Source organism: Terriglobia bacterium (genome assembly GCA_020072645.1).
Lineage (GTDB): Bacteria > Acidobacteriota > Terriglobia > Terriglobales > Acidobacteriaceae > Angelobacter.
Window position 1 is genome coordinate 199,001 of sequence record JAIQGK010000012.1, and the last position, 24,422, is coordinate 223,422.

Below are 24,422 nucleotides of genomic sequence, written 5' to 3' on the forward strand. Positions count from 1 at the left end.
GACCTTTTGAACTAAATGCTTAAAGCTTCGCCTCGCCCCTTGCGGCTGAGGACAGCATCGAAAATGACGCGGGAAACAAAAACCGCGGTAAACAGGTTGGCCAGAAGGCCGAAAATCAGCGTAAGACCGAATCCGCTAACTGGCCCAGTGCCCACAAAAAACAGAATCAATGCGGAAACAATGGTCGTGACGTGGGTATCCAGAATCGTGGTCCAGGCGCGATCAAAGCCCTGGTCCACAGCGGCGGCAGCGGCCTTGCCGCTGCGCAACTCTTCGCGAATGCGTTCAAAAATCAGCACATTGGAGTCCACGCCCATACCTACAGTGAGAATCACGCCCGCAATTCCGGGAAGCGTAAGCACCGCGCCAAAGAACCCCATAAAGCCCAGCAGGATTACCAGGTTCAGAATTAACGCCAGATCGGCATTGACGCCTGCGCCACGGTAATAAATAAGCATGAAAATCAGGACGGCGGTCATTCCGGCAATCGCGGCTTTGACGCCTGCGCGGATGGAGTCGGCCCCGAGCGATGGACCAACGGTGCGTTCCGTCAGGTAATGGAGGCTGGCCGGCAGCGCTCCGGAGCGCAGCAGCATGGCCAGATCTTTAGCGCTCTCTTCTGTAAATCCGCCTTCAATAATGCCGCTATCGTTGATTTGCCCGTTGATGGAAGGAGCCGTAATTACCTTGTTGTCCAGCACAATAGCCAGATTGCTGGGATCGGCGCTGTCTTTGCTATGCGCTGCGGTAAACACCCCAAACTTTTTGCCCGCTGCCGCCGTCAGGTAGAAGTTAACGATCGGCTCGTTCGTGTCGGGTTTATTGCCTGGATCGGCGCTGCGAATGTCGGTTCCGCTCACCACAGGGACACGGCTCACAATAATGAAGCCGCCTTCTTGCTCGCCTCTGCGCGGTTTGCTCGGCATGATTACTGAATTCGCCGGCAGAATGCCGTTATGGGCCTGAAGCGCCGCTGCTTCAGTGGGGTAGCTTTGGCCGTGATCAAGCGCTTCACGCAGTTCCAGCCGCGCCGTTGACTGGATAATTTCCTTCACGCGTCCCGGATCGTCCACGCCGGGAAGCTGGACCAGAATCTGGTTGTCACCCAGTCCATTTTTCTGGATCAGCGGCTCGCTCACGCCCAGGCTGTCCACGCGGGTGCGGATCGCCTCAATCGACTGTTCCAGCGTGCGATCTTTCAAATCAGCCAGTTGCTGAGGCTTCATGGTCAGGATCCAGCTGTTGTCCGGCCCGGCAGCCACGTCATATTCCGGCAGGCGGTCGCTTACAATCCCGCGCACGGTTGAAGACGCATCCAGGGGAACACCCTTGATCACTACTTTTTCCGGCTGGTTATCCAGCTTGCCGACATCGGCATAGTTGACCTTGGCTTTTTGCAACTCGTCTTTCAGAATTTCCGTGGCGTGGTCAGACTGTGCGCCAACAGCGTCATTCACCATCACCTGAAGAATCAGGTGTGTACCGCCCTTCAGATCCAAACCCAGATGGATACGATCCAAAAGCGCCGCTTTGAATCCGGCTCCGCTAAGCAGTTTGGGGCCCAGCATGCCATAAACAAAAATTAGAAGGATGGCGACAATGATTCCGGTTTTTATAAGTAAGTTTTTCTGCATGTCCTAAACACTCTTACGATGGTTTCTTTTCTTCTTCTTCACGATTGATGGAGGTAATTGACGCTTTTGCCACTTCCAGCCGCAAATTGTCGGGCGGAACTCGCAGATGCACGGCGTCATCCTTGAGCGCGATAACCAGTCCGCGGATTCCGCCGCTGGTGGTCACCCGGTCGCCATTCTTCACGCTATTCAATACTTCCTGCCAGCGCTTGGTTTTGCGCTGCTGGAAATAAAATGTGGCAAAAATAAAAAGCAGGGGAAGCAGCAGGAAGATGCCCAGGCCGCCGCCCGCGCTACCGCCCTGAAACAGAAACATAGTTATTGCGTTATTCATCATTATTCTAGAATGATTGCCTTCACAGCCGCACGCACACTCGCCTCTCAGGAGTGTGAGAGCCTATACCCTGATTGTGACCGCTGATCAAATCCCGCCTGGGACTCCGCACATGACATGCCGGTGCAGGAGTATTTCGGAGGTTTGCTCTTCTTGACGCTTGAATCAGGGAGCTCAGGTCAAGGACACACTTCCTGACAGTATTCCTGAGAGGTCCCCAAGCGTTATAGCATGACGCACACTACGCATAGTGTCAAGGTAGAACGCGAGATTATGCACCGTGTTGAGCACGCCGGCCAGCGGCTCTGCTGAAACGAAAAGATGCCGCAGGTAAGCACGCGTGTATCGCGCACAGACCCGGCAGGCGCATTTAGGGTCGGCCGGGCCTTGGTCCTGCGCATAGCGCGCGTTCTTGATGTTGATTCTTCCCTCAGAGGTGAATAGCAAACCATGCCGCGCAGCCCGCGTGGGCAGCACACAGTCCATCATGTCCACTCCCATGGCAGCGTACTGTACGATTTCCTCCGGATACCCCACACCCATGACGTAGCGCGGCCTGTCCTTTGGGAGTAGCTCCAGCACAGTGGCGATCATTTCCATGGTCTTGGCCCGCGATTCGCCCACGCTCAGCCCGCCAATGGCGTAACCGGGAAAATCCAGCTCTACTGTCCGTTCGGCCGACTCGCGCCGCAAATCCGCGTACATGCCTCCCTGGACAATGCCGAATAGGGCAGGCGCGTCTGGTTTCCGATGTCCTGATGATCCGATGTCCCGATGCCCCGATCCAGTCCGTTCAGTTGTCTGCCCCGCAGATATTTGCTGGCTCCACGGACACTCATGCTTGTGTGCTTCAAAATAATCCTTCGACCGCTTGGCCCAGCGCAAAGTCATTTCCATCGACTCTCGCGCCCTCTCGCGCTCTGCTGGATGTTCGGTGCATTCGTCGAACGCCATCACAATATCGGCTCCCAGCGCTATCTGGATTTCCATCGACCGCTCCGGCGTAAACAGGTGCGACGTGCCGTCCAGATGCGAGCGAAAACTTACGCCCTCTTCCTTCACCTTGCGCAGTTCGCTCAGGCTGAACACCTGGAAGCCGCCGGAATCGGTTAGCAAAGCGCGCTCCCAGCTCATGAACTTGTGCAGTCCGCCCAATTTGCGCACCAGCTCATGCCCCGGCCGCAGATACAGATGGTAGGTATTGCCCAGAATGATCTGCGCGCCAAGGTCTTCAAGGATGTCCTGTGGAACGGCTTTCACCGTTCCCGCTGTGCCTACTGGCATAAATGCAGGCGTTTCTACCGGGCCATGAGCGGTGTGAATAACCGACTGACGGGCAGGGCCGGCTTGGGCCTGGATTGTGAAGGGAAGGGACACAAGAATCTATGGTACAAAATCTCTGGATCGCCAACCCTTTGAAACCCCAAATTCCAATTCATGAGCACTACGGTGAATTCAAGCCAAACCTGAACGTCCGTAGGATTATCGAGAAGCTGCTGGACTCAATCGATCCGGAGTATCTGCATGGACTAGGCAGCATAATTCTAACGAGCCAAGCGCAGTTGGCGCGCCGGGGTCGGCGCAAAAAATTCTTGAGCCGGGGCCGAAGGTATCCGGTATCGAGAGTACTTGGCTTTTATCGCCAGACTTGGAAGGGCCAGCCTGCGAGCATTGAGCTTTATGTGGATAAAATCCTGGCTCAAGCGCCAGGTTGGTGGGCACATGTTCCCCTTGTGGGTTTTTTCCTGTTTGGGCATGTCCTCTTCCATGAGGTTGGTCATCACCTTCACAAAACAAGGCGCCCCGAGTTTAAAGAGAGAGAAGATGTTGCAGAAGGATGGGAAAAGAAGCTGACAATCGCCTTTCAAAAACGATATAGACGTGTCATGCCTTTCTTAAGACTTTTGCGGGTGATCATTCGATTGATCCGCGGCAGACAGGAACCGAAGCCAACACCTTCAATCCACCCACCACGCCGCTAGCGCCAATACAATGTAAGAGCCCAGCGCCGTGTTCGCGGCTGCATGATCGCTTTGTCGGCGGCGGAAAGAACGCCAGAAGAACAGAAGTCCATAAGTTCAGGAAAAGTCTAGAAGAAAACTTCCGGCGAAACCTGAAAACGCTTACTGAGACGCTTAATATGTTCCCGCGTCATGTCTCTCTTGCCATTCAGTACTGCTGACACCGTGCTTTCAGCGCCAAAAATGTCAACCAGGTCCTTTTGTTTCAGATCGTTTGATTCCATCAGCTCCTGCAAAACCTCAATTGGAGTTGACGCCTTAAGCTGATAATTTTTGTCTTCAAAATTCTCAATTAACAGTGTCAGCAGCTCGGCAAGCCTTGCTTCTGCCTTGCTCCATTTTGAACTGCGATGCTCCAGTTTCTCAAGGACCGCAATGAAGTGGTCGTTTTCATCTTCAGAATGGATAACGCCCGGCAAGATTTGGGCGAGTAGTTTCGCATATTCTGGCGTCTTAACGGCTAGAGCACTCATTTTTCCATCCTCCTTTCGTGTACTACTCAATTTAGGATTGTGTGGCAGGACTTCCATCCACCCACCACGCCACCAGCGCCAGCACACTGTAAGAAACCAGCGCCGTAGTCGCAGCGGCGTGATCGCTGGGTGGCGGCGGGAAGAAGAACGTTCCAAAGACCTGCAAGGCCGCCAGGAAAACAACAAATCCAATGAGCCGACCTCTATGCGCCGCAGTTCGGTATAGCATCGCCGCGCCGCCGAACAACACAGCCATCTCCAGCGCAAACGCGGCACCGCGATAATTCCACAATCCAAATCCCATCTTGCCCACGCTGTCATAAAGCGAAAGATCGGGCCGGTGGACGATCAAGTCGAGAATCCAGTGGGAGAAGACCGCGCCAGCCACAATCAATCCCGTGTGTTTGCCGCGAAGAGTTGGAACGAACTGGCAGACAACATACGCCAGCGCCGACCAGCACAGGACGCCCAGCAGACTGTGCGTGTAAGGCATGTAATAGAGATCGAGCGCGTTGGAAGCGGTGATGCCGGGGACGATGCGCACCTTCTCAATTCCCAGCAGAACGAAGATGCTCCACATCACATCGATCCACTGCACAGCGAGGAACAGCAGCCAGAGGGGAATGCGCTTTTCTGCAGATTTACCAGCGAAGCTGAAGCTGTAATGTCCTGTGAACAAGCTGTCTCCCCAGATTCTCTTTCTGAAATCTCGAGCGGAGCGAGAGATCCCTATAAATCACCAAGGCCCTTTGTGATCATATGGATCCCTCCCCTTTGGCAAGCTCAGGGTCGGGATTTCAGAAGAAAATCCATGTTCGCCATATCAACGTTTGGCGTGCCGCTCCGCGACCTTTGCCGGATTCACAATGGCCCGCGTCACCGTCCCGCGCCCGATCTCGGCCTTGCCGTTGTGCGCGGTCACGCGAAAAATGTAGAACCGCTCGTTGTGCGACTCCAGCACCGCCTCGGTCTTTACCAGGTCGCCAATCGTGGTAGGCGCGCGGTGCTCAATGTTGATGGCCGTGCCCACGCTGATCTCGCCTTCATCCAGAAAAGGCAGCATGGCGTTTGCCGCAGCCCACTCCATCAGCCCAATCATGTTGGGCGTGGAATAAATTGGCGGCAGCTTGTCATGGTGATGGTGGAGCGTGTGCTTGTGCTCCACCGTTTCTTGCGCCTCGCCGCGAATACCCAGAGGGACCTTTTTTGCCATGCAGAGAATTTATCAAATCGCCGTTCGCGGGAAAAATGTCGCTGGAAAAAAGAAAAGGCCAGACGGCAGGAGCCTGGCCCAATGTAAAGATCGCACAGCATCAATCACTTCTTCACTTAGCGGAATTTAGCGGCGGTCATGGTCATGATCGTGATCGTGGTCCCGATCGCGATGGCACCGCGCGCGCACGTTTTCCAGATCACGGCGGCGGTTTTGCGCCTGGCGGCTGTGTTCACCGTGCTTGCGTTCCGCGTCGTGCAACTTGCGCTCCGCATTGCGGATCTGCTGTTCGCACCGTCTGTCGTCATCGTGATCGCGATCCATCGCCCGCGCGGGCACCGCTCCGCTCAGAAACGACAAAATCACAAACGCCGCAATCAGTGTCTTGACTCTCTTGAACATGCTTCCTCCTCGGCTTGCTTGTACATCCTACTCTTGGATGCGCCGCCCAGCCACGCAGCCCACCTGAAAAGAGGCATGAGTCCATGATGCGGGCGATGCAATCTATATAGCGGTATAATTAAGAATTGTCCTCATGCCATCAAAGCGATCAGTAAATTCCGCAACAAAACAGCTTGCAGCCAACAAGGCAAAAATCCGCTCCACCACGGTAGTGTGCGTGCGCCGTGGCGATAGTGTGGTCATGGCCGCCGACGGCCAGGTCACGCTGGGCGAAGGCGTAATCAAGCATACGGCGCGCAAGATTCGCCGGCTTTATAGCGATAAGATTCTGGCCGGCTTTGCCGGCTCGACCGCAGACGCCTTCTCACTATTTGCTCGCTTTGAAGCCAAATTGGAGCAGTATCACGGCAACCTGGGGCGCGCGGCCGTCGAATTGGCCAAGGAATGGCGCACGGACAAAATGCTGCGCCATCTGGAAGCGCTGCTGCTCGTTGCCGACAACACTTTGACTTTCCTCATCAGCGGTGCCGGAGACGTAATTGAGCCGGACGGCGGCGTGGCCGCCATCGGCAGCGGAGGATCCTACGCGCTGGCCGCCGCCCGCGCCCTGATTGAGAACACTGAGCTCCCGGCGCGCAAGATCGCCGAAGAGGCGATGAAGATCGCCGGGAAAATCTGCATCTTCACCAATGACAATGTCACCGTTGAGGAGCTCTCGTCGGTTCCGGAAAAGGCGGGCACATCAGCCCCGGCACGTTAAAGCCTATGGCAGGCTATTCAGGAACGCCGCTCATCCAGAAGATCGGGATCAAGCCCGGTCACCGGATCATCCTGCGCAATCACCCAGCCAGCTTTGTTAAGGATCTGGGCAAGCTTCCTGACGGCGCGCAAAGCGCGGACAGGCTTTCTGGCCATGCCAACGTTATTGTTTATTTCACTGACCGGTTGGCCGAATTGCAGAAAGATTTCGCGCGACTCTCCGCAGCTTTGGTTCCCGATGGCATGCTGTGGATCGGCTGGCCCAAGAAAGCCAGCGGACGCCCAACCGATCTGACGGAAGATATTGTCCGCCGCGTGGGACTTGAATGCGGGCTGGTGGACATAAAAGTTTGCGCCATCGACGAAACGTGGTCAGGATTGAAGTTTGTGATTCGTGTGAAGGACAGGAAGAGCAAATAGCATCTAGCAATTAGCCAAACCGAATCGGCTAGACACGAACCAAGCCGCGAGGCCCGTGGCCGCCGAGCGGCTTGGCGCAAGGCTGAGCCACTTGTTTCGCAAGAGAATGTTAGAGCGGTTTGGAGCGAAGCGACAGGAGTAATAGTCCCATGGCAATCTATCTACCCAGCGTGGCCGAAGAAAGTGACGTCCTGCTGGACGATCTTACCCCCAAAGAAATTGTTTCTGAATTGGATAAATACGTAGTTGGCCAGCATGACGCCAAGCGCGCCGTGGCCATTGCGCTGCGCAACCGCATGCGCCGGCAGAAGCTTCCGCCTGACATTGCGGAAGAGATTATGCCCAAAAACATCATCATGATCGGCCCGACCGGCGTGGGCAAGACTGAGATCGCGCGCCGCCTCGCCCGGCTTGCCAATTCTCCGTTCCTGAAGGTCGAGGCTTCCAAGTTCACTGAGGTCGGCTATGTTGGCCGTGACGTTGAATCGATGATCCGCGACCTGGTGGAAATCGCCATCGATATGGTTCGCGAGGAAAAACTGGAAGAAGTCACGGAAAAAGCCGAGGCGCAGGCGGAAGAGCGCTTGCTCGATCTGTTGCTGCCGTCAACGCCCGCAGCCGCAAATTCCACCGCCGGGTTTGCGCTGGTCACTGAAGAAAGCTCGACTTCCCGCACGCGGGAAAAATTGCGCAACCAGTTGCGTGAGGGCAAACTCGACGAAAACATGGTGGAGCTGGAAGTGCGCGAACGTTCCACGCCTGCGTTTGAAATCATCTCCAACCAGGGCGTTGAAGAGATGGACATCAACATCAAGGACATGCTGCCCAATATTTTTGGCCAGCGCACCAAGAAGCGCAAAATGAAAGTGAGCGAAGCGTTTGAGTATCTGGTGCAGGAAGAAGAATCGCGGCTGATCGATATGGACCAGGTAACGCGCACGGCCGTGGAGCGCGTGGAGCAATCCGGCATCATCTTTCTTGACGAAATCGACAAGATCGCCGGACGCGAAAGTGGTCACGGGCCAGATGTCTCGCGTGAAGGCGTGCAGCGTGACATTCTGCCAATCGTGGAAGGCACCACCGTCAATACTCGCTACGGCATGGTGCGCACCGACCATATCCTGTTCGTTGCGGCCGGCGCATTCCACGTCTCCAAACCGAGCGATCTCATCCCTGAATTGCAGGGACGATTTCCGATCCGCGTGGAGCTGAAATCATTAACCATGTCAGACTTCATTCTCATTCTGACTGAACCAAAGTCTTCACTGGTAAAGCAGTACACGGCGCTGTTGGAAACCGAGGGCCTGAAGCTGACGTTTACGCGCGAAGCGCTTGATGAAGTTGCCCGCTTCGCCTTCCAGGTGAATGAAGCCACGGAGAACATCGGCGCGCGCCGGCTGCATACCATCATGGAGCGCGTGCTCGATGAAATCAGCTTCAACGCGCCGGACATGCAAGAGAAGGGCGTCAACGTGGATGCCGACTATGTGAAGAAAATGCTGGCCGATATCGTGAAGGACCAGGATTTATCGCGGTATATCCTCTGACCTTATCCTTGAAGCGACGCGAGGGATCACTATCGCCGCGAAGGACCTTAGGGGTTATTAGTCCTGCTGGGAAAGAAGTAGCTCACTCCGCGTAGGGCAGTTGAACCGTCCGTATTGCTTCGCGTATCCTGCTGTACCACGATTAAAGTTAAAAGGAATAATGATGAATACTCAGGAATTCCGCAAAGAGCTTCATGCGCGCATCGTTCGGCACGACTTGTTGACGCATCCGTTTTACCAGGCTTGGGCCAAAGGCGAACTCACGCGCGAAGACCTTCGCTTCTACGCCATGCAGTACTTTCATCATGTCGCGGCGTTTCCGGATTACCTTGAGATGTTTGAGTCGCGTCCGCAGCTCGACGGTGAACTCATGCAGGCCGTAGCTGAAAACCGGGCCGGGGAAGACGGCCACGCAGAGCTGTGGCTGGATTTTGCGGAAGGTATGGGAGCGGACCGCGCCCGCGTGTCCAGCGAGCAGCCGCTTGCGGAGATCCAGGATTTGATTGATACCTTCCAGAATGTTGCCCGCGAGGGCTCAGCCGCAGAGGGGCTGGCTGCTTTTTACGCGTATGAATCGCAGGTGCCACGGATCGCCCAGGAAAAAGCCCGAGGCCTGCTGGAGATGTACGGCGCTGATGCCAGAACCTGCGCTTACTTCACCGTCCATCAAACGGCGGACGTGCACCATGCGCGCGTGTGGGACGAGCAACTGGAAAAACAGGTGCATGGTGACGCTGATGGCCAGACGAAGGCGCTGCAAGCCGCGGAAAGAATTGCCCTGGCGCTCTGGCGGGTACTGGACGGCATTGAACGGCAGAGATCGGCTAGAAGTAATTAGTTGGCATTGCGCCCTGCGGTAGCGGCCCAGGCTTGCAACAGCAGGGTTCGGGGATTTCCGGAAACGGCCAGCCTGATAAGATTTCAATTCGAATCTTCATGGCCATAGCGATCCCTCACCCCCTCGTTTGTAACAATGCGAACACCGCACAAGGCTTCCAGTCGCGGGGTTCGGGATTTCATGCAGCCATCCTTATCCTCGCCCTCTCCACTCTTCTCGGCTGCGGCGTCCCAGGCGCTCCGCTGCCTCCGTCGGCAGACATTCCTCGATTTGTGGGCGATCTCAAGGCCGTTCGCAAAGGAGACACGGTCACGCTGACGTGGACCACGCCAACTGAAACCAGCGATGGCGAATTGATTCGCAAGCCGGGCAAGATGCTGGTGCAACGCGCACTGCGGTCAGGACCGAATTCAGACCTTGTGTTCCAGACTATTTCCGAGTTGCCTTTGCAGCCTACCTTGAAAGAGGGTCGCGGTGACCAGGCTACCGCTAGAGACACGTTGACGAATGTTTTACATTCCGGCGGCCCTGACTTCGCGGTTTACACGGTGCTGGCGGAGGGCCACAACGGAAAATCGTTTGGACTGCCGAACCGCGTTTCCGTACCCTTGGCTCCCAATCTGCCGCCGCCCCAGAAGGTAGCGGCAAAGGCGGTTCCTACCGGGGTGATGATCAGTTGGGAGGAATCCGGCTCTGCCCAGCCAGTCGCAAATCCGCAAACGCAGTATGTCTATAAGCTGATGCGGCGGTTGCAGGGCGCAAAAGATCCTGTGCTGGTGACCCAACTTAATGTCAGTGACCACCCTGCAAGCTTTATCGACACGGGCATTGAATGGGAAAAGAGTTACCAGTACTGGATTGTTTCCGTCACGGTGTGGCAGGATGAAAATCGCAAAGGCGAAATCGAAGGCGAGGACTCACCGGTTGTCGATGTGTTGGCGCACGATTCATTCCCGCCAGCGAATCCTTCAGGGATTGAGGCCGTCTATAGCCCTGCGGCACAGAATTCTTTCATCGACATTACATGGACCGCCAACACTGAACCTGACCTGGCAGGCTACAACATCTATCGTCACCGTGAAAATGAATCGCCGGTAAAGATCAATTCAGAGCTGGTCAAGACGCCGCGCTTTGCCGATCCGGGAGTCCAGCCGGGAATGAAATATTTTTATTCCGTCACGGCCGTTGACCTGCGCGGCAATGAAAGCGGCAAGTCAGAAGAAACATCGGAAACCGTACCGAAAGATTAAGAGAGCGGGCGCGCGCCCATCCTGACGGACGAGACTGCTGTGGCAATCACTGATTTGACTGTCCTGCAATGGGTAAGCTAGCCTCATTAGCTGGCCTGTAAGCTCAATCGTAATTGATACAGGCCCTGCTCTTGGCGGCAAGAGTTGGCAGCGAGCAAGGCCAGCTTGCACCAGCTCATCGGAGTCCGCGATTCAGATGACAGTTCTGCGTAAACTTCTGATATGTAAGCTAGTTGTCTGCTGCATCGCAGCGGCTGAGCTGGGTCACGCCCAAGGCTTGCGGCCAGTCCATGCCCGCAAGGCCATGGTGGTCAGCATTCACCCGCAGGCTTCCCAAGTGGGCGCGGACATTTTGCGCCAGGGTGGCAACGCCGTGGATGCAGCCGTGGCCACAGGTTTTGCGCTGGCTGTCGTCCATCCTGCGGCAGGCAATATTGGCGGCGGCGGTTTCATGCTGCTGCGCAAAGCCAACGGAGAGCTGCACTTTCTCGACTTCCGTGAGAAAGCTCCCAAAGCCGCCACCCGTGACATGTATCTAGATGCGCAGGGAAATGTGGTTCCCAATGCCAGTCTCATTGGATACAAAGCCATCGGCGTGCCCGGTTCAGTGGCAGGACTGCTTTACGCGCAACAACATTGGGGCAAGCTTCCACTCCGCGCCGTAATGGCTCCAGCTATCAAGCTGGCGCGTGAGGGTGTCCGGCTGACATATCAGGAAGCGCACTCCATGCGCTATGAAGAAAATTCCACTACCAACCTGGAAGAAGATCGCGTGTTTCTGGGCGATGCCCGCCGGATATTCCAGCGTAACGGCAAGTTCTATGAGCCGGGAGAAATCTTCCGCCAGCCCGAACTGGCTAGAACGCTGGAGCGGATTGCCGCCAATCCTAAAGTCAATGAGTTTTATAAAGGAGCAATGGCGCAGGAATTGGCTGCAGAAATCAAGCGCGGCGGCGGACTCATTACCGCGGAAGATCTGGCTGAATATGAGGTGAAGGAACGGCGGCCAATTCGGGGAACCTATCGCGGTTATGAAGTCATCAGCGCTCCGCCGCCTAGTTCCGGCGGCATCACGCTCATGGAGACGCTGAACATTCTGGAAGGCTACAATCTGGCCAAGATGGGCAATCGCTCTGCCGATTCAATGCACGTTACCGTTGAAGCCTTTCGCCGGGCGTTTTTTGATCGCGCAGAGTTGCTGGGTGATTCCGATTTCAGCCAGATTCCCGTGGCCCAGTTGATCGACAAAAAATATGCCGAGGCATGGCGCGAGTCGTTGGACACGATGCGCGCCACAGATAGCAAAGACGTCCACCGGCCTTCCGGCTTTGGCGAGCTTGATCGTCCGGCCGCGCTGCATCCGCCTTTTACCGGCCGCGAATCGAACAACACGACGCACTATTCTGTGGTTGACGCGCAGGGGAATGCTGTGGCCGTGACGACCACACTCAATGATAGCTTTGGGGCTGCAGTGACTGCAGGCAAACTGGGCTTTGTTCTCAATGACGAGATGGACGATTTCACTTCCAAACCCGGAGTACCGAACGGCTATGGACTGATCCAGGGCGAGGCCAATGCAATTGCGCCGGGAAAGCGTCCGCTCAGCGCCATGGCGCCAACAATCGTGCTGAAAGATGGCAAGCTTTTCATGGTCCTGGGCTCACCCGGCGGTCCGCGCATCATCAGCACCGTGGCCAATATCCTGATGGGCGTAATCGATTACGGGCTGGATATTCAGCAGGCAGTCAACGCGCCGCGTTTCCATCACCAGTGGGAGCCGGATGAAATTGACATTGAGAAGAACGGAATCTCACCGGACACGATCAAGCTGCTGCAGGCGCGCGGCCACAAGATCAAGGCAGAAGGCTATTGGAGTGACGGCGAGTGCATAGCTGTGGATCCAAAGACCGGTGAGCTGCTGGGCGCGCCCGACGGGCGCAGTGGGGGAAAGGCGGTAGGCTACTGATGCTGCGCGCAATGTCGAGTCACGTGTATATCAAGCGGCGGCTGCATCCCGGCCTGCTGGACGCCATGGTCCGCGGCGGAGCGCAAGCGGTGGAAATTTTTGCCGCCCGTGGCCACTTCAACTATCACGATAAAGACCACGTGAAGGAGATAGGCAACTGGTTCAAATCAGAAAAGATTGAATTTCATTCCATGCACGCGCCCATTTACATGGATAACAATTTCCATTCCGGCGGACAGCCCGTCAACATTGTTGATCCGGACAAGCGGAACCGCATCGACGCCATGGACGAGATCAAGCGCGCGATTGAAGTGGCGGAGTACGTGCCTTTCCGCTACCTGATCCAGCACATTGGCAAGACCGATGAATATGACGATCCGCGCAAGTTTGAGAATGCGCTGAGCGGCATTGAACACCTGCGCGCTTTTGCCCGGCCGCTAGGCGTGAGCCTGCTGCTGGAAAATACCCCGAACGATCTAGCGACCCCCGAAAAGCTGAAAGAATTGATACGGCTCCTGCGCTATGAAGATCTGGGCGTTTGCTTTGACGTAGGCCACGCCCACATGATGAGTTCCGTTCACCAGGCGTTCAGCGTGCTTGAAGATCGCGTCCGTTCTACGCATATCCATGACAATAAGCGAGACAAAGACTCTCATCTGTGGCCGGGCGAAGGCACCATTGACTGGGAGCAGACAATGCAGTCGTTGCGTGCCGCTACCGGCCAACCGGCCATGCTGCTGGAAATTGAAGGCACGGAAGACATGGACGTCCCGAGAAAAATGGCGGAATGCTACGGGAAGCTGGAGAGCGCGGGCGTGGCAGCGGAATAGCCCAAGGCGTTTTTACCGCAAAGGGCGCGAAGGGCGCAACGGGATAGGTATTTGGTACTTAGTACTTGGTATTTGGCATTGCCTGGCCCAGACATTCCCGGGATGGCAAACAAAGCGGCGAGCTAAATACTAAGTACCAAGTACTGCTTTGCGTCCTTTGCGGTGAATCTATGCTCGCTAATTGACGATAATCTTTGAGACTTTGACAAAATGGAAACCACGACACAGGCACCAGTAACAACGATTGCAGAAGTTGGCCGGCATGACGGCCAGGCCGTCACCATTCGGGGCTGGCTCTACAACAAGCGCGAGAGCGGCAAGCTGATCTTTCCCATCTTCCGCGACGGCACGGGCGTGATCCAAGGGGTCGTCCCCAAAAATCAGGTCACGCCAGAGGTATTTGACGCGCTCAAAAATCTCACCGATGAATCAAGCGTGATCGTGACGGGAAAAATCCGCGCGGACCAGCGGGCTCCAGGCGGCTATGAAATGGATGTTGTGGACGTGAAGGTCCTGCAACGCGTGCCGGAAGATGATCCGTTTCCCATCGCCAAAAAGGAGCATGGCATTGATTTCTTGATGGAGAATCGCCATCTCTGGGTGCGCACACCGAGGCAGACGGCCATCCTGCGCGTGCGTGCGGAAATTATCCGCGCGGCGCGCAACTTTTTTGATGAACGCGGCTTCACGCTCACTGATCCGCCGATTCTCACCCCAGCGGCCTGCGAAGGTACGTCAACTTTGTTTGAGGTCGACTACTTTGACGAACAGGCTTTTCTCACGCAGTCCGGCCAGCTCTATATTGAAGCCATGGCCATGGCGCTGGGCAAGGTCTATTCATTCGGCCCCACGTTCCGCGCGGAAAAATCCAAGACGCGCCGCCACCTGACGGAATTCTGGATGGTCGAGCCCGAAGTTGCTTATGCCGAGCTCGATGACATTATGCAACTGGGAGAAGAGCTCATCAGCCATCTGGTGCAAAGCGCGGTAACCAACCGCAAAGCCGATCTGGAAACGATTGGCCGTGATGTAACCAAACTGGCCAACATCAAGCCGCCGTTCCCCCGCATCACCTATGATGAAGCTGTAAAAATGCTGCAGGAAGGTCATGCCAAAGGCCAGGTCGAGGCGAAGTTTGAGTATGGCGGCGATTTTGGCTCACCCGACGAGACATACCTTTCATCGCAGTTTGACAAGCCGGTGATGGTGCATCGCTATCCGGCCAAGGTGAAAGCGTTTTATATGGAGCCTGATCCGCAGCGTCCGGATTTGGCGCTTTGTGTGGACGTGCTGGCCCCGGAAGGTTATGGCGAGATCATTGGCGGATCGCAGCGCATTGGCAATTATGAACTCCTGCTGAAGCGCATACGGGAACACGACCTGCCCGAAGCGGCGTTCAAGTGGTATCTGGACCTGCGCAAGTTTGGCGGAGTTCCGCACTCCGGATTCGGCATGGGAATTGAGCGTGCCGTGGCCTGGGTATGCGGGCTGGAGCACGTGCGGGAAACTATTCCGTTTGCCCGAACATTGACCCGTATTTATCCATAGGAGTCGCCGCAGATTTCCGGCGATGAAGTGCAGATAAGAAAGTGCAGCCGCGAATTTCGCGAATGAACACAAATTCAGACGGATTTGAGAATTTTGAAACTAGAACCGCGAACCGTACGAATTACTGCATCTGATTCGCGTAACTTCGCGTTGATTCGCGACTAATTTTTCTGGCTAGTTGCGTTGAGGATCGAAGACTGGAAAAACCTATGACTCCGGAAACTACAACAACGGCGCCAGCAGCCATCAAGACAGAACCTGCCAATCCGCCTGTGGTGGCGGACAACATTGTTCCCAAGAAGATCAGGATTCTTGGCGTGCCGCTGGACCTTGGCGCTTCTCGCCGCGGCGTGGATATGGGACCTTCCGCGGTACGTGTCGCTGGACTTGAAGCGCGGCTGGAGCAACTGGGCCACATAGTAGAGGACGGCGGCAATATCGCCGTGGCGATTGCCGAGCAAAAAAAATCGGGTGATCCGCACGCCAAGTATCTGAAAGAAATTACCGCTACCTGCACCAAGCATGCAGAGCAGGTATTTAAAACCTTGGAAGCGGGAAAATTCCCCCTTGTCCTGGGTGGCGATCATTCAGTGGCAGCGGGCACAATGGCGGGCGTGGCCGAATTTTTCCGCCAGCAGCGGCGCGTGCAGGAGCAGAAGGTCGGCTTGATCTGGATTGATGCGCATGCCGATATCAACACGCCAGACACTTCTCCCAGCGGCAACGTGCACGGCATGCCGTTGGCCGCCATCATGGGACTGGGGCCTTCTGACCTGCGCGACATTTACGGCTTCTCGCCTAAAGTCCAGCCAGAAAACTGCGTGCTGGTGGGCGTGCGCGATGTGGACGCGCGGGAAAAAGAAAACATCAAGGAGACCGGAATTGAGGTTTACACCATGCGCGATATCGATGAGCGCGGCATGCGCACGGTGATTGAAGAAGCTCTGCGCATTGCCGGACGCAACACCGCCGGTTACCACGTTTCGCTCGACATGGACTGGATCGATCCAGAGGACGCTCCCGGGGTCGGAACACCGGTACGGGGCGGCGCTAGTTATCGTGAAGCCCATCTTGCCATGGAAATTATTTCGGACCACGGCCGCATGACCAGCTTTGAGATTGTTGAAGTCAACCCAGTCATTGATGAGCATAATCGGACCGCCGATCTGGCCGTAGAACTGGCGCTTTCAGCGTTTGGGAAAAAGATCCTCTAGTTTAAGCAATGTTTGATTACGGATCGTCACGAGCAGCGGGCGTTCCCGGCGGACATGAAAATGTATTTAGATCCCGCAGCGGCAGCGGAGCCGATCCCTCCGGTCCTGCTCGCAAGCTGAAGAAAACGCTTGCTCGCGGACGGATCTGTCGGGATGGCAACTCTGAGGGTAGCGGCATTTTCGACGAGACACGGTAAATCGAGACCGGGAACCGGCTAGTTCCCGCCTCTTGTTTCCTTCGTGTTTCAAGGTTTTTCTACTCTCTCTGAGAACTCTTTATAATCATCTGTCATCATTTTCCGGGTAGTTGGAGGAAGAATGCGTAAAGCGGGCCTGTTTTCGCTCATACTGTTTCTGGCTGCTTTGTCCTTTGCCCAGGACGAACCCAAAGACGAACCGAAGCATCCTCCTTCCACGGCTGCGGAACGCCAGCGGTTCCTGGCGTTGACGCGCAAGCTGGAACAGAACCCGCTGGATAAATCTCTATACGCGGAAAAAACCTGGGCTAAGAAATGGCTTGAGGACATTCCGGACATCAACGTGAATATCTGTGCGCCAATCCTGTTCGGCATGGACTTTGTAACGGAGCAGAACAAGTACACGCCGCAGCTTTCTTATCAGGCAACGTTCGGCAGCGCTGCCTACATCATTGAGCATCCGGACAAAGCCGGCGATACCGACTCACAGTTTATTGCCGGGGTTGAGAGCGCTCTCAAGTCTTATAGCGCGATCGTGAAGAGCGATCCCGATGCCAAGTCCAAGGCGTTGGACGCATTGCTGGAAAAGCAAAAGCAGGGCAAGCTGGCGGAGTTTGTGCGGTCAGCCAGCAAGAGTTGCGAAGACAAGAAAGAAGGAACGTAACTCTGCCTTGCCGCTGATCCGCAGACCGCCACGAAGTCACTCAACGCGCTTCTGGCCAAGCAGCGTGAAGGCAGGGTGGCGGACGCACATGAAGAGCTGCCAATAGAAGCTGCCTAGAAATCAGCAGCCTGCAAAAGCAGAAACTCAGCCGCGAATTTCACGAAAGAACACGAATTAAGAAAAGTCGATTCGTTCCATTCACTCGCTAAACTTGTGCTAGATTCGTCCCTTAATCTGGACTTATAAACGAGTACCACCTTACCAAGGGGGCAAGTGTTCTGCGCACGATGTGGTCGAGAAATTGACGATGCCTCTGAAATTTGCCCGCAATGCGGGCGTAAACCTACGTTAAGCCTGCCTCTTTCATCTTCTGTGACGACGCAGCAATCAAGCCCCTCGGCTGTGCCGAACCTCATGCCGGCAGCCATACCTCCAGCCAACAGAAAGGAGATCGGCGGCTGGCTCATGTTTTTTTGCATTCTGTTGATTGTCGTCAATCCGCTTTTCGTAATGCTCATAACGTGGTCTGCGGACGCTGGGCCGGACAATGCCTCCTATATTGTGTGGGCCGGTCTGGGAATCACGGCAGGAATAATGATTTGGAATTTGTACCGGCATTCATTTGTATGGCTGTGGATTTATTTCGGAGTCACAGCTCTACTTCTAGTCATGAGAATTGCCGATTTGGCTTTTGTGGAGTCAAACCAGAATTTTCATGAAATCGCTCTGATTTTCCGCAGTGCGATTTATTCCATTGCCTGGTTCCTTTACTTTAAGCGCTCAGACCGCGTCAAGAAAACATTTGGACGAAATCTGTAATCACCTGCTGACGCATCAGTCCTGAGTGCTTTACAGTATTTGGTGATGAAGAAACTCAGAGTGGGAATTCTCTTCGGCGGGCGTAGTGGCGAGCATGAAGTTTCTCTGCTTTCCGCAGCGTCAGTCCTCAACGCCATTGACAAGCAAAAATATGAAGTGGTGCCGATCGGCATTACCAAGGAAGGCCGCTGGCTGACGGACAGTTACGCCGAACAGTTGCTGCGTGGAGAAAAAGCTTCGCATGAAAGCTCCCGCCATCTTCGTGCAGGCGACCCGGAAGCCACACCCGGCGCAGTGGTGCTGGCCAAGGGCGAAGCGGTGATTGTGCCGCCGGTGCCGCAGGCGCACGGACTGGTTCCGTTTGAGAGCGCAGCGGTCGCCACGCAAAAAGGTATTGACGTGGATGTGATCTTTCCCGTACTGCACGGCACGTTCGGCGAGGATGGAACCATCCAGGGCCTGCTGGAACTGGCGGACATTCCTTACGTTGGCGCAGGCGTGCTTGGCTCAGCGGCGGGCATGGACAAGGACATCATGAAGCAGCTCTTTGCCTTTGCGGGGCTGGAAATCGTGAAGCACGTAACGATCCTGCGCAGCCGCTGGGAAAGAGATCCCAAGAAAGCCATCAAGCTGGTTGAGAGCAAGCTAAAGTATCCGGTATTTGTGAAGCCGGCGAACCTGGGATCGTCAGTCGGAATTTCCAAGGCACATGATCGCAAGGAACTGGGACCGGCGATTGAAGAAGCCGCCAAATATGATCGCAAGATCGTGATCGAGCAGGGCGTGGGCGGGAAAAAACACAAGGCGCGCGAACTTGAATGTGCCGTGCTGGGCAACGACGAGCCACAGGCATCCACGGTGGGTGAGATTGTTCCGGCAGCGGAATTTTACGACTACAACGCCAAGTATATTGACGAGGGATCGCAGCCGGTGATCCCGGCAAAGATCAGCAAGAAACAGATGGAGGCGGTGCAAGGAATGGCCATCCGGGCGTTCCAGGCAGTGGATTGCTCAGGACTGGCGCGGGTTGACTTCCTGATGGACCCAAAAAGCGGGAAGCTTTACTTAAATGAGATCAACACCATGCCGGGGTTTACTTCGATCAGCATGTATCCCAAAATGTGGGCGGCTTCAGGGCTTGAGTATCCTAAGCTGATCGACAGGCTGATTCAACTGGCGCTGGAGCGGTATAAGGAAAAAAAGAAAAACCAGTACAGCAGAGGTTAACCGGCCCGAACTGAAATCAACTCATCAATCCCCGCCCTCGCAGGAACAAGGCCGGTTCCGTACATGTCCCAACGTGTCTTGGACGTAGGTGTGAGATCAACGCATAATCTGCCTTGGCTTTAGATTTCCCCATGATGAACGGAGATAACTTCATGAAGCTGATTCGAGTGGTGCTGGCAGGGCTCCTGGTTTTTGCCGTGAGCGCAACGGCTCTGGAAAAGCATGACCGGGACAGGGACGACGATTCAAGGCATGGAAGAGATCGCCATGAAGACTGGGACCACCACGACCACCATCGCGAACATGACGCGCGTTTTGTCCGCTATGAAGAGCACGAAGGCCATCATCACAGGCGCATTCCAGAAGATCACTTCAGGGCACATTTTGGACGGGAGCACTGGTTTCGCATTGGTCACCCGGTAGTTGTCGCCGGACATCCGCGCTTCCAGTATGACGGGTATTGGTTTGTTGTTGGCCGGCCGTTGCCTCCCGGCTGGCGCTACACTGACACAGTTTATGTTGACTACGTAAACGACGGCTACTACATGTGCAGCCCGGCACATCCGGGGATTAGGGTATCGATTGACATCTTGTAAGGCTGCCCTTAAGCCAGTATTCGCCGGAATTAAAATTTGAGGGCCGTTGTAGCGGAGAACCTGCCGCCGATGGCCCTCTCATTTTTTATCTTTGGTACAAAAACTCCAATAACTTTGCTTCCTTGGGGCGGGTCATTTAATCTAATACACCTCTCGCGGGACGCCTGATTTCGTACGTCAGTACAGCGATGAAAGGTGGAGAGATGAACATTTATAAGAATATTACACAGACCATCGGGCGGACACCGCTGGTTCAACTCAACAAGCTAACCCAGGGCGCCAAGGCAACAGTGGCAGTGAAACTGGAAGGCTTTAATCCATGCCACAGCGTGAAAGACCGCATTGGCGTGAGCATGATTGATGAAGCGGAAAAAGCCGGGCGCATACAGCCAGGCAAAACCGTGCTGATTGAGCCCACCAGCGGGAACACCGGCATTGGGCTGGCATTTGCCGCGGCGGCCAAAGGCTATCGGCTGATCCTGATCATGCCGGATACCATGAGTCAGGAACGCCGCGTGGTGCTGCTGGCGCTGGGCGCGGAGATTATCCTGACGCCCGGGGCAAAGGGCATGAAAGGCGCGATTGCCAAGGCCAATGAACTGCTGAAGCAGACTCCGAATGGGGTGATCTTGCAGCAGTTTGCCAATCCGGCGAACCCGAAGATCCATCGCGAGACGACCGGGCCCGAGGTTTGGAATGATACGGACGGCAAAGTTGACATCTTTGTTTCCGGCGTGGGCACGGGCGGCACGCTGACCGGCGTGGGCGAATACATCAAGCCCAAGAAGCCGGGCTTTAAGGTTGTTGCCGTTGAACCGGTTGAGTCGGCGGTGCTTTCCGGCGGCAAGCCGGGGCCGCATAAAATCCAGGGGATTGGCGGCGGATTTGTGCCGGACGTGCTGAAGACCAACCTGATCGATGAGGTCATGACGGTCACGCTGGACGAGTCACTGGACACGGCGCGCCGGATGGCGAAGGAAGAAGGTATTTTTATCGGCATTTCCGGCGGGGCCGCGGTTTCACAGGCAGTGAAGCTGGCGCAACGCGACGAGAATGCCGGCAAGCTGATTGTGGTGGTGGTCCCGGACTTTGGCGAGCGCTACCTGAGCACTATCCTTTTCCAGGGCCTGAAAGACGAAGCCGCGAACCTGCCAACCGTGGACGCCGATGTGGATACGTTCTTTATGATGAAGTCGGCATAGACAGGCTGCGCTTGAAGCGAAGTGTTTGTGCAAAGCGGGGAGAAATTCAAAGCTCCTCGCTTTCATTTTTTTAGAGATCGTGCAATGGGGGCTGGAAAAAGTTTGCGGCCCTGCGCAGCGCGGCTGAAAACGGCATTTCAGCGGGCGATTCGCGAGGCGCTTCATTTAGAATTTATCTATAGCGTAACTTCTTGATGCGAGTTGATTTCATGGGAAACCGTCCTTTACATTTTGTGACTTTGTCGGGCGTGCCGATCCACGTCTCCGAGTTGAAATGGCCTTTTCATCCGTCCACTTCCGGGGCTGACTGGCATGTGCTGCATGGCCGCGCTGAGTTGATGGGCAATGAAAATGGGTTACACGTGGAAGTAGCTGTGGGAATGACTCAGACAATGAAAGATGCGCTGGGTTCGCTGGAGCCGGAACACGCGGAAAGCCTGGTGGTGAACTCGATTCGTAAGACGATCGACAATGGGCAGCTTGCGTTTGTGAAGTCCGGCAAGCTTCAACCGGTGCACGTGACCAGCCGGTTTTATAGCTTCAGGGAGAAGAGGATCGAGTTTCCCAAACAGCAAGAACAGGACGTGAAAGAGATGCTGAAGCGCCGCATCTTCTGGCTGAGCGCCAAAACCGGCAAAGGTCAACCGATGAGCGTGGCGCATCCGTATGATTGCCAGTACGTGAATTTCTCGCGGGAAAAGATGCTGGAACTGGCCAAGCAGCTTGCCGCCGAAGGCTGGCTGAACGTGGAAAGCGAATTTGCCACCGCAACTCCTGCGCTGCTGAAAGAAGAACCGGCGTTTGTCGCGGCGATGCACAAAGGCGTTGAAGCGGGAATCGCGGCAAATAAGGTCAGCGCGTAAGCAAGTTACTGGCGATGGTTGAGCTTGGCGGCAATCCGGCGGCGCACTTCATCCCATGGAATTGTTTTAGCTTTACCCGAGTCGAGTTCCTCAATGCGCCGAGCTATTTCATCGTCCCAAGCCCTTAGCGCATCGGCTTCGTTAGCTTTGTTAGTCACGTTCGAATTTTAGGATAGTTTTAGCCATTGCTTCAAATCCAATTGCGAGGATATTTCGGATCCCCTCTCTCCTCCAAGTCGAGCACCTGAACGTAAGCTTTGCCACGCAGACGGGCGAAGTAGCTGCGGTGCGCGACGTCACTTTCTCTATCCCTGAATCAGGAACGCTCGGATTGGTGGGCGAATCAGGCTCGGGAAAATCTGCAACATCTCTGGCGATCATGCGTCTGCTGCCGCCGCAGGCACGCACCACCGGCAAGATTAACTTTGTAGGCGCAGACCTGCTCGCCTTGCCCGATGACGAAATGCGGCGCGTTCGCGGAGCGCGCATCAGCATGATTTTTCAGGAGCCCATGACCGCGCTGAATCCGGTGATGCGCGTGTGCGATCAGGTGGCTGAAGCAGTCCTGGCACACCATCGCGTGAGCAAGGCCGAGGCATGGACGCGCACCGTGGATGCGTTGCGCGAGGTTGCGATTCCTGATCCTGAGAAGCGTGCGCGCGATTATCCGCACCAGCTTTCTGGCGGGCAACGCCAGCGCGTGATGATTGCCATGGCGCTGGTGAACAATCCACAGCTCCTGATCGCTGATGAGCCGACGACGGCGCTTGACGTCACCATCCAGGCGCAGATCCTCGATCTGCTGGCGGCATTGCGAGAAAAGCACCGGCTGGCCGTACTTTTTATTTCGCATGATCTGGGCGTGGTTTCACGCGTGGCGGAACAAGTAGCCGTGATGTATGCGGGAGAAATTGTCGAGATGGGTCCCGTAGACCAGATTTTTTCTTCTGCTCGACACTCTTACACGCGCGGACTGATCAGCGCCATTCCCACGCTGAAGACTGATCGTGCATGCCCGCTGGCTATGGTGGAAAAAGATGCACGTCCGGTGGGCACTATGCCGTTGCTGGAAATTGCGCCGGGGCATTGGGCCCGCGTCTCACCGCAAGCGACACCATAAATATTGATACACTCATTGTTTATCTCATTGAGGACTGCAAAGCACCTTGCGCGTACTGATCCTGTCTGACATTCATGCCAACCTTGAAGCGCTGGAGGCTTGCCTGGACGCCGCCCCCGAGTACGACCAGGTCTATAACCTGGGCGATATTGTTGGCTACGGCGCAAATCCCAATGAGGTGACGACGCGCTCGCGTGAGCTGGGATCGATTTTTGTCCGCGGGAACCATGACAAGGCCTGTTCTGGCGTGACTGACTTGAGCGACTTCAATCCCATTGCGGGCCTCGCGGCGCTGTGGACGCGACAGAAACTAACGCAAGATCACCTTGAGTTTCTGCGCGAGCTGCCGCATGGTCCAATTTCGCCGATAGAAAATGTGCAGCTAGTACATGGGTCGCCGCGTGACGAAGATGAGTACGTGCTGATGGCCAGCGACGGTTATGCGATCCTGCAGGACGCGGCGGTGCCGCTGACGTTTTTTGGTCACACGCATGTCCAACGCTGCCTTCTTCTTGAAGACAGCGGACAGGGAAAGTCGTTCGCCCCGGATTACAAGTCTCCCAAGGGCAAGCAGACCTCTAGGCTGGAGATAAAACCGAAGACGACGTACATGGTGAATCCTGGATCGGTAGGCCAGCCGCGCGATGGCGATCCGCGCGCCGCATTCTTGCTGTATGACACGGATGCTGGCGTGATTACGTTTTATCGCGTGCCTTACAACATTCAGGGCGCACAGGAAAAAATCTTTGCCGCCGGTTTGCCGGAACGGCTTGCCATTCGTCTGGAGGAAGGCCGTTGACCCAGAAGTCACTTTTTGACAAACCGGAGTTTGAAAAGCCGCAGCCGGAACCGAAGCCTCGCAGCGCCTCGCACGCAATCAAAGCAAATATCGATGGCGGTGCGCGCGGCAATCCCGGTCCTGCGGCTTACGGCGTGATAGTGCGCGATGCCAAAGGCGAAGTCATTGCCGAGCTATCCGATTATCTGGGCATACAGACGAACAATTACGCGGAATATTCCGGGCTGTTGGCCGCGCTTGATTTTGCCGTGCGGGAAAAACATCTGTCATTAAAGGTGTTGAGCGACTCTGAGCTGCTGGTGCGGCAGATGCAAGGCCGTTACAAGGTGAAGAGTCCCGGGTTGATTGACCTTTATGATCGTGCGCGGGCGCTGGTTCGCAAGCTTGAACACTTTTCTATCGACCATGTTTTGCGGCAGTACAACAAAGATGCTGACGCATTGGTCAACCAGGTGCTGGATAGCCGGGGGAGAGGAGCACGTTGAT

At 55.4% G+C, this 24,422-nt stretch carries 27 protein-coding genes; 19 read left to right on the forward strand and 8 right to left on the reverse strand.

The window, feature by feature from the left end:
* Window positions 1-11: 11 nt before the first annotated feature.
* The 3 genes from secD to LAO76_17305 all read right to left on the reverse strand — a co-directional run bounded on the left by secD (window position 12) and on the right by LAO76_17305 (window position 3,351).
* Window positions 12-1,634 (reverse strand): protein translocase subunit SecD, encoded by a 1,623-nt coding sequence (gene secD / locus LAO76_17295; protein ID MBZ5492680.1) that lies wholly within the window; start codon window positions 1,632-1,634, stop codon window positions 12-14.
* Window positions 1,635-1,647: 13 nt separating this feature from the next.
* Entirely contained in the window at window positions 1,648-1,950 is a 303-nt protein-coding gene (gene yajC, locus LAO76_17300; GenBank protein ID MBZ5492681.1) for a preprotein translocase subunit YajC, read from the reverse strand.
* A gap of 192 nt (window positions 1,951-2,142) precedes the next feature.
* A complete protein-coding gene (locus LAO76_17305; GenBank protein MBZ5492682.1) occupies window positions 2,143-3,351 on the reverse strand; it encodes a tRNA guanosine(34) transglycosylase Tgt in 1,209 nt (402 codons plus the stop codon).
* 2 nt (window positions 3,352-3,353) lie between these two features.
* On the opposite strand from LAO76_17305, the gene LAO76_17310 reads away from it, so the two are divergent.
* Window positions 3,354-3,950 (forward strand): hypothetical protein, encoded by a 597-nt coding sequence (locus LAO76_17310; GenBank protein ID MBZ5492683.1) that lies wholly within the window; start codon window positions 3,354-3,356, stop codon window positions 3,948-3,950.
* 107 nt (window positions 3,951-4,057) lie between these two features.
* Here the strand turns inward: LAO76_17310 and LAO76_17315 are convergent, their stop codons facing one another.
* The 4 genes from LAO76_17315 to LAO76_17330 form a co-directional block, all read right to left on the reverse strand.
* The gene (locus tag LAO76_17315; protein ID MBZ5492684.1) at window positions 4,058-4,462 is read right to left on the reverse strand and encodes a helix-turn-helix domain-containing protein; all 405 of its coding nucleotides are present in this window, start codon (window positions 4,460-4,462) and stop codon (window positions 4,058-4,060) included.
* A 31-nt stretch (window positions 4,463-4,493) separates the two neighbouring features.
* Window positions 4,494-5,141, reverse strand: coding sequence for a hypothetical protein (locus LAO76_17320; GenBank protein MBZ5492685.1), 648 nt, complete (start codon window positions 5,139-5,141; stop codon window positions 4,494-4,496).
* 144 nt (window positions 5,142-5,285) lie between these two features.
* Window positions 5,286-5,675, reverse strand: coding sequence for a thioesterase (locus LAO76_17325; protein ID MBZ5492686.1), 390 nt, complete (start codon window positions 5,673-5,675; stop codon window positions 5,286-5,288).
* A gap of 126 nt (window positions 5,676-5,801) precedes the next feature.
* Window positions 5,802-6,077, reverse strand: coding sequence for a hypothetical protein (locus LAO76_17330; GenBank protein MBZ5492687.1), 276 nt, complete (start codon window positions 6,075-6,077; stop codon window positions 5,802-5,804).
* Window positions 6,078-6,210: 133 nt separating this feature from the next.
* On the opposite strand from LAO76_17330, the gene hslV reads away from it, so the two are divergent.
* From hslV to LAO76_17405, 15 genes are all read left to right on the forward strand, one after another.
* Window positions 6,211-6,837: an ATP-dependent protease subunit HslV gene (hslV, locus tag LAO76_17335; protein MBZ5492688.1), complete on the forward strand. Its 627-nt coding sequence runs from the start codon at window positions 6,211-6,213 to the stop codon at window positions 6,835-6,837.
* 5 nt (window positions 6,838-6,842) lie between these two features.
* Window positions 6,843-7,256, forward strand: a complete 414-nt coding sequence (locus tag LAO76_17340) for a DUF3052 domain-containing protein (GenBank protein MBZ5492689.1) — start codon at window positions 6,843-6,845, stop codon at window positions 7,254-7,256.
* Between the two features lie 149 nt (window positions 7,257-7,405).
* Window positions 7,406-8,803, forward strand: a complete 1,398-nt coding sequence (hslU, locus tag LAO76_17345) for an ATP-dependent protease ATPase subunit HslU (protein MBZ5492690.1) — start codon at window positions 7,406-7,408, stop codon at window positions 8,801-8,803.
* A 163-nt stretch (window positions 8,804-8,966) separates the two neighbouring features.
* Window positions 8,967-9,641, forward strand: coding sequence for a CADD family putative folate metabolism protein (locus LAO76_17350; GenBank protein ID MBZ5492691.1), 675 nt, complete (start codon window positions 8,967-8,969; stop codon window positions 9,639-9,641).
* Between the two features lie 98 nt (window positions 9,642-9,739).
* Window positions 9,740-10,891: a fibronectin type III domain-containing protein gene (locus LAO76_17355; GenBank protein ID MBZ5492692.1), complete on the forward strand. Its 1,152-nt coding sequence runs from the start codon at window positions 9,740-9,742 to the stop codon at window positions 10,889-10,891.
* Between the two features lie 196 nt (window positions 10,892-11,087).
* On the forward strand, window positions 11,088-12,857 hold the full coding sequence (gene ggt, locus LAO76_17360; GenBank protein MBZ5492693.1) for a gamma-glutamyltransferase: 1,770 nt from the start codon (window positions 11,088-11,090) through the stop codon (window positions 12,855-12,857).
* Between the two features lie 11 nt (window positions 12,858-12,868).
* Entirely contained in the window at window positions 12,869-13,687 is an 819-nt protein-coding gene (locus tag LAO76_17365; protein MBZ5492694.1) for a sugar phosphate isomerase/epimerase, read from the forward strand.
* Window positions 13,688-13,897: 210 nt separating this feature from the next.
* The gene (asnS, locus tag LAO76_17370; GenBank protein ID MBZ5492695.1) at window positions 13,898-15,235 is read left to right on the forward strand and encodes an asparagine--tRNA ligase; all 1,338 of its coding nucleotides are present in this window, start codon (window positions 13,898-13,900) and stop codon (window positions 15,233-15,235) included.
* A 209-nt stretch (window positions 15,236-15,444) separates the two neighbouring features.
* Window positions 15,445-16,449: an arginase gene (gene rocF / locus LAO76_17375; GenBank protein ID MBZ5492696.1), complete on the forward strand. Its 1,005-nt coding sequence runs from the start codon at window positions 15,445-15,447 to the stop codon at window positions 16,447-16,449.
* A gap of 318 nt (window positions 16,450-16,767) precedes the next feature.
* Window positions 16,768-17,310 carry a hypothetical protein gene (locus LAO76_17380; protein ID MBZ5492697.1) on the forward strand — a complete coding sequence of 181 codons (543 nt, stop codon included), beginning with the start codon at window positions 16,768-16,770 and terminating at the stop codon, window positions 17,308-17,310.
* Window positions 17,311-17,775: 465 nt separating this feature from the next.
* A complete protein-coding gene (locus LAO76_17385; protein MBZ5492698.1) occupies window positions 17,776-18,129 on the forward strand; it encodes a DUF2569 family protein in 354 nt (117 codons plus the stop codon).
* Window positions 18,130-18,174: 45 nt separating this feature from the next.
* On the forward strand, window positions 18,175-19,356 hold the full coding sequence (locus LAO76_17390; GenBank protein MBZ5492699.1) for a D-alanine--D-alanine ligase: 1,182 nt from the start codon (window positions 18,175-18,177) through the stop codon (window positions 19,354-19,356).
* A 152-nt stretch (window positions 19,357-19,508) separates the two neighbouring features.
* Window positions 19,509-19,952, forward strand: a complete 444-nt coding sequence (locus tag LAO76_17395) for a hypothetical protein (GenBank protein ID MBZ5492700.1) — start codon at window positions 19,509-19,511, stop codon at window positions 19,950-19,952.
* A 203-nt stretch (window positions 19,953-20,155) separates the two neighbouring features.
* Complete coding sequence (cysK, locus tag LAO76_17400; protein MBZ5492701.1) at window positions 20,156-21,154, forward strand: cysteine synthase A; 999 nt, start codon at window positions 20,156-20,158, stop codon at window positions 21,152-21,154.
* Between the two features lie 209 nt (window positions 21,155-21,363).
* On the forward strand, window positions 21,364-22,017 hold the full coding sequence (locus LAO76_17405; protein ID MBZ5492702.1) for a hypothetical protein: 654 nt from the start codon (window positions 21,364-21,366) through the stop codon (window positions 22,015-22,017).
* Window positions 22,018-22,022: 5 nt separating this feature from the next.
* On the opposite strand, the gene LAO76_17410 is transcribed toward LAO76_17405, so the two are convergent.
* A complete protein-coding gene (locus tag LAO76_17410) occupies window positions 22,023-22,175 on the reverse strand; it encodes an addiction module protein (protein ID MBZ5492703.1) in 153 nt (50 codons plus the stop codon).
* Between the two features lie 59 nt (window positions 22,176-22,234).
* On the opposite strand from LAO76_17410, the gene LAO76_17415 reads away from it, so the two are divergent.
* From LAO76_17415 to LAO76_17425, 3 genes are all read left to right on the forward strand, one after another.
* Window positions 22,235-23,137: an ABC transporter ATP-binding protein gene (locus LAO76_17415; protein MBZ5492704.1), complete on the forward strand. Its 903-nt coding sequence runs from the start codon at window positions 22,235-22,237 to the stop codon at window positions 23,135-23,137.
* A 46-nt stretch (window positions 23,138-23,183) separates the two neighbouring features.
* Window positions 23,184-23,936: a metallophosphatase family protein gene (locus LAO76_17420; protein MBZ5492705.1), complete on the forward strand. Its 753-nt coding sequence runs from the start codon at window positions 23,184-23,186 to the stop codon at window positions 23,934-23,936.
* A 77-nt stretch (window positions 23,937-24,013) separates the two neighbouring features.
* Window positions 24,014-24,421 carry a ribonuclease HI family protein gene (locus tag LAO76_17425; GenBank protein ID MBZ5492706.1) on the forward strand — a complete coding sequence of 136 codons (408 nt, stop codon included), beginning with the start codon at window positions 24,014-24,016 and terminating at the stop codon, window positions 24,419-24,421.
* Window position 24,422: the final 1 nt, after the last annotated feature.

Coding starts and splice junctions, on each gene's coding strand:
- LAO76_17330 (MBZ5492687.1), bottom strand. CDS start 6,077: ATGTTCAAGAGAGTCAAGACACTGATTGCGGCGTTTGTGATTTTGTCG.
- asnS (MBZ5492695.1), top strand. CDS start 13,898: ATGGAAACCACGACACAGGCACCAGTAACAACGATTGCAGAAGTTGGC.
- LAO76_17350 (MBZ5492691.1), top strand. CDS start 8,967: ATGAATACTCAGGAATTCCGCAAAGAGCTTCATGCGCGCATCGTTCGG.
- LAO76_17325 (MBZ5492686.1), bottom strand. CDS start 5,675: ATGGCAAAAAAGGTCCCTCTGGGTATTCGCGGCGAGGCGCAAGAAACG.
- hslU (MBZ5492690.1), top strand. CDS start 7,406: ATGGCAATCTATCTACCCAGCGTGGCCGAAGAAAGTGACGTCCTGCTG.
- LAO76_17365 (MBZ5492694.1), top strand. CDS start 12,869: ATGTCGAGTCACGTGTATATCAAGCGGCGGCTGCATCCCGGCCTGCTG.
- LAO76_17385 (MBZ5492698.1), top strand. CDS start 17,776: ATGTTTTTTTGCATTCTGTTGATTGTCGTCAATCCGCTTTTCGTAATG.
- ggt (MBZ5492693.1), top strand. CDS start 11,088: ATGACAGTTCTGCGTAAACTTCTGATATGTAAGCTAGTTGTCTGCTGC.
- LAO76_17340 (MBZ5492689.1), top strand. CDS start 6,843: ATGGCAGGCTATTCAGGAACGCCGCTCATCCAGAAGATCGGGATCAAG.
- LAO76_17310 (MBZ5492683.1), top strand. CDS start 3,354: ATGGTACAAAATCTCTGGATCGCCAACCCTTTGAAACCCCAAATTCCA.
- LAO76_17355 (MBZ5492692.1), top strand. CDS start 9,740: ATGGCCATAGCGATCCCTCACCCCCTCGTTTGTAACAATGCGAACACC.
- yajC (MBZ5492681.1), bottom strand. CDS start 1,950: ATGTTTCTGTTTCAGGGCGGTAGCGCGGGCGGCGGCCTGGGCATCTTC.
- LAO76_17405 (MBZ5492702.1), top strand. CDS start 21,364: ATGGGAAACCGTCCTTTACATTTTGTGACTTTGTCGGGCGTGCCGATC.
- hslV (MBZ5492688.1), top strand. CDS start 6,211: ATGCCATCAAAGCGATCAGTAAATTCCGCAACAAAACAGCTTGCAGCC.
- cysK (MBZ5492701.1), top strand. CDS start 20,156: ATGAACATTTATAAGAATATTACACAGACCATCGGGCGGACACCGCTG.
- LAO76_17380 (MBZ5492697.1), top strand. CDS start 16,768: ATGCGTAAAGCGGGCCTGTTTTCGCTCATACTGTTTCTGGCTGCTTTG.
- rocF (MBZ5492696.1), top strand. CDS start 15,445: ATGACTCCGGAAACTACAACAACGGCGCCAGCAGCCATCAAGACAGAA.
- LAO76_17315 (MBZ5492684.1), bottom strand. CDS start 4,462: ATGAGTGCTCTAGCCGTTAAGACGCCAGAATATGCGAAACTACTCGCC.
- LAO76_17395 (MBZ5492700.1), top strand. CDS start 19,509: ATGAAGCTGATTCGAGTGGTGCTGGCAGGGCTCCTGGTTTTTGCCGTG.
- secD (MBZ5492680.1), bottom strand. CDS start 1,634: ATGCAGAAAAACTTACTTATAAAAACCGGAATCATTGTCGCCATCCTT.
- LAO76_17390 (MBZ5492699.1), top strand. CDS start 18,175: ATGAAGAAACTCAGAGTGGGAATTCTCTTCGGCGGGCGTAGTGGCGAG.